Below are 6,389 nucleotides of genomic sequence, written 5' to 3' on the forward strand. Positions count from 1 at the left end.
GCGCCGGCCCCGCGGATTCTACGGTCGAAGGGTGGAGAAAAAACTGAGCAATTCGCATGATGGAACCGGCGCGGCCAGCGCCCCCTGCGCTGCGGTCGTCGGCGCCGGCGGCGCACCCGCCGTGCTGGTGGACGTCGTGCTGCCGTGCCTCAACGAGCTTTCGGCCCTCCCCCAGGTTCTGGGGGCCCTGCCGCCTGGATACCGGGCAATAGTGGTGGACAACGGCTGTACCGATGGCTCCGGAAAGCTCGCCTCCAGTCTGGGGGCCGCCGTCGTGCATGAACCGCGGCGTGGCTTTGGTGCGGCAGCCCATGCTGGCCTGGTGGCTGCCACGGCGGAGTTTGTGGCCTTCTGCGATTGCGACGGTTCGCTGGATCCTGCACAACTGGCCCCGATGCTGGAGCTGGTGCGCACCGGGCGTGCCGATCTGGTCCTGGGTGCCCGGCAGCCAGCCCGCGGCGCCTGGCCGGTCCATGCCCGGCTGGCCAACATCGTCCTGAGCAGGCGGCTGCGCCGGTTGACGGGAATCCCCGTCACGGACTTGGGCCCACTTCGCCTGGCCCGGCGAACTGCGTTGCTCGGGCTGGACCTCACCGACCGGCGCAGCGGTTATCCGCTGGAAATGTTCCTCAAAGCCCACCGCGACGGCTGGCGCGTGGCAGAGGTTCCGGTCGCTTATGCGCCGCGCCTGGGCAAGTCCAAGGTGACCGGCACGGTGCGTGGAACCCTGACAGCACTCAAGGACATGAGGGCGCAGCTGGCCGCCGCATCGCGGTGGACGCCAGCTACCGGCGCCGGCAGACCGACCGCGGGCGGACCCCCGGCCGAGGCCCGGGGAGCGACGCCGTGATCCTTACCATCGCGGTCATCGCCAAAGAATGCATCCCGGGCAAAGTCAAGACGCGCCTCACGCCACCGCTCACGCCTGCGCAGGCAGCAGCCCTGGCCCAGACCAGCCTCAGTCAGACGCTGGACACTGTGCGGTCCTTGCCCGCGGCCAGGCGGTTGCTGGTGTTTGACGGGGCGCCGCACCGCAGGGACGCTGCGGGGTTTGACGTGGTTGCCCAGAGCGGCGGCCGGCTGGACGAACGGCTGGCGGTCATCTGTTCGTTAATCACCGGCCCGCTGCTGATTCTGGGCATGGACACACCCCAGTTTTGCTTTACACCGCTCGCAAGGCTGCTGGCGGACTGGACCACCCCGACGCCCCGCCACGACGCCTGGATCGGACCGGCAACGGACGGCGGCTTTTGGGCCCTGGGCCTGCACCGGCCCGACGGCAAGCTGGTCCGGGGCGTGGAAATGTCCACCCCGCAGACCGGGGCGCAACAGTTGGCCCGGCTGACCGGCGCCGGCCTGGCGGTGGGGCTGTTGCCCACATTGACGGACGTGGACCACTTTGCCGATGCCTTGGCCGCCGCCCGCGCTTGTTCCGGCACACCGTTTGCCCGCGCGGTTGACCGCCTGGCCCTGGGGCTGCCGGCGGCGAAGGTGCCCGTTCCAGTGCCGACCGGCGCAGCAACCCAAGGGCCGGCCCAGGGATGAGCGCCCAGACAGCGTCGACCAATACCGGCCCCTGGGCCAGCGGCGAATCTGCTGGCGGCAGCATCCCGGTCGCCTTGTTTGGGCAAGGCGGACACGAGCCGTACGCAGGCAGCCTGTCACTCGGCCTGGGGCACCTGACCCTCCGCCCGGAATCCGCCCGCCCGGAACGAATCGGGCCGGTCCACTTCAGCATGCAAGGCTGGTCCGGCCCGGCCACCGCCTGCGAACGCGAGCTGCTGAGCACCCTACGCGGGCCCGTTCTTGATGTGGGCTGCGGCCCTGGCCGGATGCTGGCCGCCGCCGGTGAACTGGGCTTGGTGGCAATGGGCGTTGACGCAAGCGCTCCCGCGGTGCGGGTGGCCACCAGCCGTGGCGCAGTGGCGATTCATGGCTCCATCTTTGACCCCGTCCCGCACGAGGGCGGTTGGGCGTCGGCGCTGCTGCTGGACGGGAACATCGGAATCGGCGGGAACATACGGGTGCTGCTGGAGCGTGTTGCCGCACTGCTGGCACCGGGCGGGCATGCGTTGGCAGAGGCTGAAACCCCCGATTCCCTCGATGTGGCCTATCTGGCCGTGTTGGAGGATTCGGCCGGACGGGCCAGCGCCGCCTTTCCCTGGGCCCGCGCCGGCGCGAAAGCACTGGCAGCCCATGCAGCCCGGGCGGGACTGGCCTCCGTCGCCACACGGACTGTTCAGGGCCGGGTCTTTTTGACGCTGGAACGTCGGGCGTAAAGTCCGACGGCGGCCACGAACCCCGCCGCGGCCACCACCAGAACCAGCCAGAAGATGCCCAAGGCGTGTAGATAGTCCCCCTGCAGGACTGTATCGTTGGCCCCGCTTTCCAGGCCGCCTGGCTGTAGTACCTGCTGGGCGCGAATCAGGGGGGCTGCCAGCAAGGTCACCACCGCCCCTACCAGCAGGGTGCCGCGCACTATCCCCTGCTGAACGGGGCGCAGCCCATACGTCAGCCGCGACAGTCCGCCGCCGGCTAGCGTCGTCACGGGGACCAGCACGCCGTCGTGCACCACCAGTGCTGCGGCAAGCCAGGCCGCCACGCCGACCAACTGGGCAATCGGCACATTGGCCAGGAATCCGAAGACAGCATAGCCGAGGGCTGCCACGCCCAAAGCGCCCAGAGCTGCCCGCACCCACCAAAACGGTCCGCGCTCCATCGTCACCGGGGGACCCATCAATGGCAGTCGCATCAGATCACCTCCACTTTGTGCACCCATTTGGTCTGCAGTACCCCCGGCCGGCCGGGGGCGATGATCCGTGCCGGATAACCGTGGTCAAGGTTCAGCGGCGCGCCGTTGAGTTCGAGCGCCAACAAGGTCATGTCGTCCTGGCTGTACGCGGCGGGCATGAAGGAGCGCCCGTACACGCCGCCCTTCTCCATGCTGGAAATCTGCAATCCGGCGTCCGCGGGCGCCCCTACCAAGGCCATCAGGTCCCGAATCCGGACACCACGCCATTGGGCGCCCTGACTCCACCCCTCCACGCAGGCGATGGGCAGTCCGTAGCTGTGCTGGGGCAAGGCAGCCAGCTGGGACAGCGTCAGCGTCTTCTGCACCGGTCCCGAGGACACGGTCAGCACCCAGTCGGGGGCCAGCGCAGCGCCCTCAACACCGGCCTGGGCCGCCGTCCGGTTGACCGGTACCCCCTGCGGCCCCGCGTCCATCCGGCGCGGTGCGAAGAGGTTCAGGCCCGCCAGCCAAGCGACCGACTGGCCCGCCGTCGTCAGAACGACGACGCCGGTACCGGCGGTCATTGCCGCCAAGAACCCCCTGCGGCTCCACCCGGGCCTGGTGGCAGGCGCCATGGCAGCCGGAACCGTATCGGGCTCCGGCGCCGCTTCAGCAGCCTCACCCGCGATGGCGGAAGCCTCCGACCGGCGGCTCCAGTGCGCCCGGATGAGCGGCAGCTTGACTGCAATGTGCAAGGCCAGCGAGCCAATGATCACCCAGCCCAGCCAATAGTGGACGTCCTTGAAGGAAAACGGCCAGGGATACCACTGGAAGGTGTTGAGCAATCCGATGGTGACTTCCACCAGAGAGGCGGACACGAAGAGGGCAATCGAGCCCCGCTCCAGGGCGTGCACCACCGATTTCAGCGGCGGCCAACGCAACAGTTCGGGAAAAACGGACCAAAGCTTGGCTGCCAGCAGCGGGATGGAGGCTATCCCGGTGGTGACGTGAATGCCCTGTGTAGCCGCGTACACCCACACCGGACGGGTCGGTAATAACATCCAGCCGGGCGGATCCTGCAGGAGGTGGCTGAAGAGTCCGGTCAAGAAGCAGACCGTGAACGCCATGCCAAGCCAGCGGCCCAACACAACTGTCAGGCGTTTGCTCCGCAAGCGGGAGGAAAACCGTCCGTTCACCGCCTCCATCCGCTGCTGGAGGAGGGTGGTCAATCTGTCCATACTCACATCAGACCACCGAGGCCCGTATCCAGTCCCGGGCCAGACCTTACAAAACTCGAACGCTCCTGTGGTTCCATGGCCAACGGGCCTGCGCCCGGTGCAGGATCAAGGGGTGAATGAATTAACACCCCGCCGCGCGCGGGCCGGCCAGGCTCCCGGGCCGGCGGAGGACAGCCTGGCGGCACACGGGACACCGCGCACCGGCGCCACCGTTGCGGCGCTGGCGCTGGTGGGATTGTTGGCCGGCTTCGTCTGGTGGACCGTCACCACCGACCCGTCCGCGGAGTGGGTGTCCCCCATTGGCGCGCTGGCGGCATGGGTACTCTTTCTCCCGGCCGCCCTGATGGCGCGGAAGATGCCCGCCCGGCATGCGGCCGCCGTCGTGCTGCTGGGCTCGGTACTGCTGGGCACCGCGGCGATTTCGGCACCGCCGGCCACGAGCAATGACTCCGCCCGCTACGCCTGGGATGGCATCGTCCAGAAGGAGGGAATTAGCCCTTATCGATACGTGCCGGCCGATGAGGCTCTTCGGCAGCTGCGACCGGAATGGCTGTTCCAGGACGCCGGACCGGACGGAACCTGCCACACCAACCCCTTTTCGTCCGGCACGGAGACCACCACCAACGTTCCCGGCGGCGGCACGCTGTGCACGGGAATCAACCGGCCCTCCGTGCCCACTGTCTATCCGGCCGTGGCGGAGCTGTATTTCCTTGCCGTTCGGCTCATCCCCGGCGCACAAGTTGGGTTCATTGCCTTCCAGCTGGTCGGGCTGCTGCTGAGCCTGGCCGTGACGGTGCTGTTGCTGACGTTCCTGCGCCGCACAGGCCGTCCGGCACACCAGGCAGTGTGGTGGGCCTGGTCCCCGCTGGTAGCCTTCGAAGCCATCAACGGCGCCCACGTGGACACCCTCGGCGCGGCGTTGGCGCTGGCCGCTGCGTTGCTGCTGGTGGGCCAGCGCACGCTGGGTTCCGGGGCGGCCTTCGGGGCGGCGGTAGCAACCAAGCTTATTCCCGCCATCAGCGCCCCGGCACTGCTCTACCGCCAGCCGGTCCGCTTCGTCGCTGCGGCCGCTGCCACTTTCGCAGCGTCGTACATTCCGTATGTCCTCGCCAGCGGCTGGACGGTACTGGGCTATCTGCCCACTTACCTCAAATCGGAGGGGTACGACGGGCAGGACAGCCCGCGCTTCACACTGTTGAAGCTGGTGCTCCCGGCCAGCTGGGCGATGCCGGCGGCACTGGTGCTGCTAGTGGGTCTGGCCGTGTATGTGTGGCGGAGCACCGACGCCGCCCGGCCATGGGACGGGCAGGTTTTCATGGTCGGCGGGACGCTGCTGCTCGTCTCGCCCAGCTACCCGTGGTACGCCTTGCTGCTCCTGCCGTTCGTGGTGCTCAGCCGCCGCTACGAGTTCACCGCCATTGCCCCCGTACTGGCAATGATGTATTTCACCGGCGCCGAACCATACGGCCAGCTGGTGGCCCGGCTGGGACTGGGCGTCGCCGCCGCACTAATTGTGGTTGCCACAGCGATGAGACAACGGCGTTCCCCGGGCTGAGATGGCAGCGACTTCCGGCTTGGATCCAACGGACTCAACGTTCTCATCCTGCTGCATGACTGTTCCACCACGAATGAGCGATACGGACAGCAACAAGGGATCCGTGATGTCAGGGGTGCTCTACCCAGCAGGCGAGGATGGTGGTGGAGAGCTGGTAGGCCAAGGCGTTTCGGCTGATGCTTTCCGGGCCCACAGTGTTCGGCAGGTGCGAGGCATCGACGTGCAGGACGAAGTTGTCTTTCTGGAACACGGCCGAGCCGTCTGCGGTTTCATAGGCCGGGAAGCCCAGGTTTGCCAGGCCTTTGATGGGGGTCGCGTCCTTTGCGAGGGCCTGCATCGCGTCGAAATACTTCCGTGCGGATGCGGGGTCTGCGGCTTCCTGGACGGAAATATCCAGCGCACCTTCCTGCAGGTGGTAGGTGCAGGTGAAGGTGCTGTCCGCCCAGTGGTTGACGGTGTGCGGGTCCTCCTTCAGGTCAAGGATGGCGGTGAGCCTTTCCATGGGCTGGTCCCCGCACACCATCTGGGCGGCATCGCTGGGTCCGGCCGGAGTTGCGCCGGGCGTTGCCGCGGCGCCGCCATGGTGTCCGCTGGCGTTGCTGCCGGAATGTCCCGCGCTCGGCGAAGTTCCCGGTGAGGCCGGCGCTGAAACGTCCGACGGCGGGTCGGACACCGCATCCACCGACCCCGCCGCAGTAGCGCAGCCGGAGAGCAGCAGAGAGGCGACGGCCAGGGCGGCCAGTGTGTGGTGTCGGTGTGTCATGTTGTCCGTCCTTGCCTGTTCCCGCTCCGCAGGAGAGGTCCGTTTCAGGCTTTGAGTTTGGCGTAGATGACGTAGTTGTCGTCGAAGAGCCCGGTGGCGGGG

General features: G+C 67.9%; 7 protein-coding genes. 4 read left to right on the forward strand and 3 right to left on the reverse strand.

Annotation, left to right across the window (positions count from 1 at the left end; all coding sequences use genetic code 11):
* The first annotated feature begins 31 nt into the window (after positions 1-31).
* From QK290_RS11625 to QK290_RS11635, 3 genes are read left to right on the forward strand one after another with little or no spacing between them, the layout of a single operon-like run.
* Positions 32-850, forward strand: coding sequence for a glycosyltransferase family 2 protein (locus QK290_RS11625; protein WP_348994457.1), 819 nt, complete (start codon positions 32-34; stop codon positions 848-850).
* Positions 847-1,545: a DUF2064 domain-containing protein gene (locus QK290_RS11630; protein ID WP_282330802.1), complete on the forward strand. Its 699-nt coding sequence runs from the start codon at positions 847-849 to the stop codon at positions 1,543-1,545. The genes QK290_RS11625 and QK290_RS11630 overlap by 4 nt, the downstream gene beginning before the upstream one ends.
* A complete protein-coding gene (locus QK290_RS11635) occupies positions 1,542-2,279 on the forward strand; it encodes a class I SAM-dependent methyltransferase (protein WP_282330803.1) in 738 nt (245 codons plus the stop codon). The genes QK290_RS11630 and QK290_RS11635 overlap by 4 nt, the downstream gene beginning before the upstream one ends.
* Here QK290_RS11635 and QK290_RS11640 read toward each other — a convergent pair.
* Entirely contained in the window at positions 2,240-2,752 is a 513-nt protein-coding gene (locus tag QK290_RS11640; protein WP_282330804.1) for a hypothetical protein, read from the reverse strand. The genes QK290_RS11635 and QK290_RS11640 overlap by 40 nt on opposite strands.
* Positions 2,752-3,969 (reverse strand): molybdopterin-dependent oxidoreductase, encoded by a 1,218-nt coding sequence (locus QK290_RS11645; RefSeq protein WP_282330805.1) that lies wholly within the window; start codon positions 3,967-3,969, stop codon positions 2,752-2,754. The genes QK290_RS11640 and QK290_RS11645 overlap by 1 nt, the downstream gene beginning before the upstream one ends.
* A 112-nt stretch (positions 3,970-4,081) precedes the next feature.
* Between QK290_RS11645 and QK290_RS11650 the strand changes: the two genes are divergently transcribed.
* Positions 4,082-5,524, forward strand: coding sequence for a glycosyltransferase 87 family protein (locus QK290_RS11650; protein WP_282330806.1), 1,443 nt, complete (start codon positions 4,082-4,084; stop codon positions 5,522-5,524).
* Between the two features lie 109 nt (positions 5,525-5,633).
* Here QK290_RS11650 and QK290_RS11655 read toward each other — a convergent pair whose 3' ends face one another.
* Positions 5,634-6,287, reverse strand: a complete 654-nt coding sequence (locus QK290_RS11655) for a hypothetical protein (protein WP_282330807.1) — start codon at positions 6,285-6,287, stop codon at positions 5,634-5,636.
* Between the last annotated feature and the right edge of the window lie 102 nt (positions 6,288-6,389).

Origin of the sequence: Pseudarthrobacter sp. AL07, assembly GCF_029960665.1 — a bacterium.
Lineage (GTDB): Bacteria > Actinomycetota > Actinomycetes > Actinomycetales > Micrococcaceae > Arthrobacter.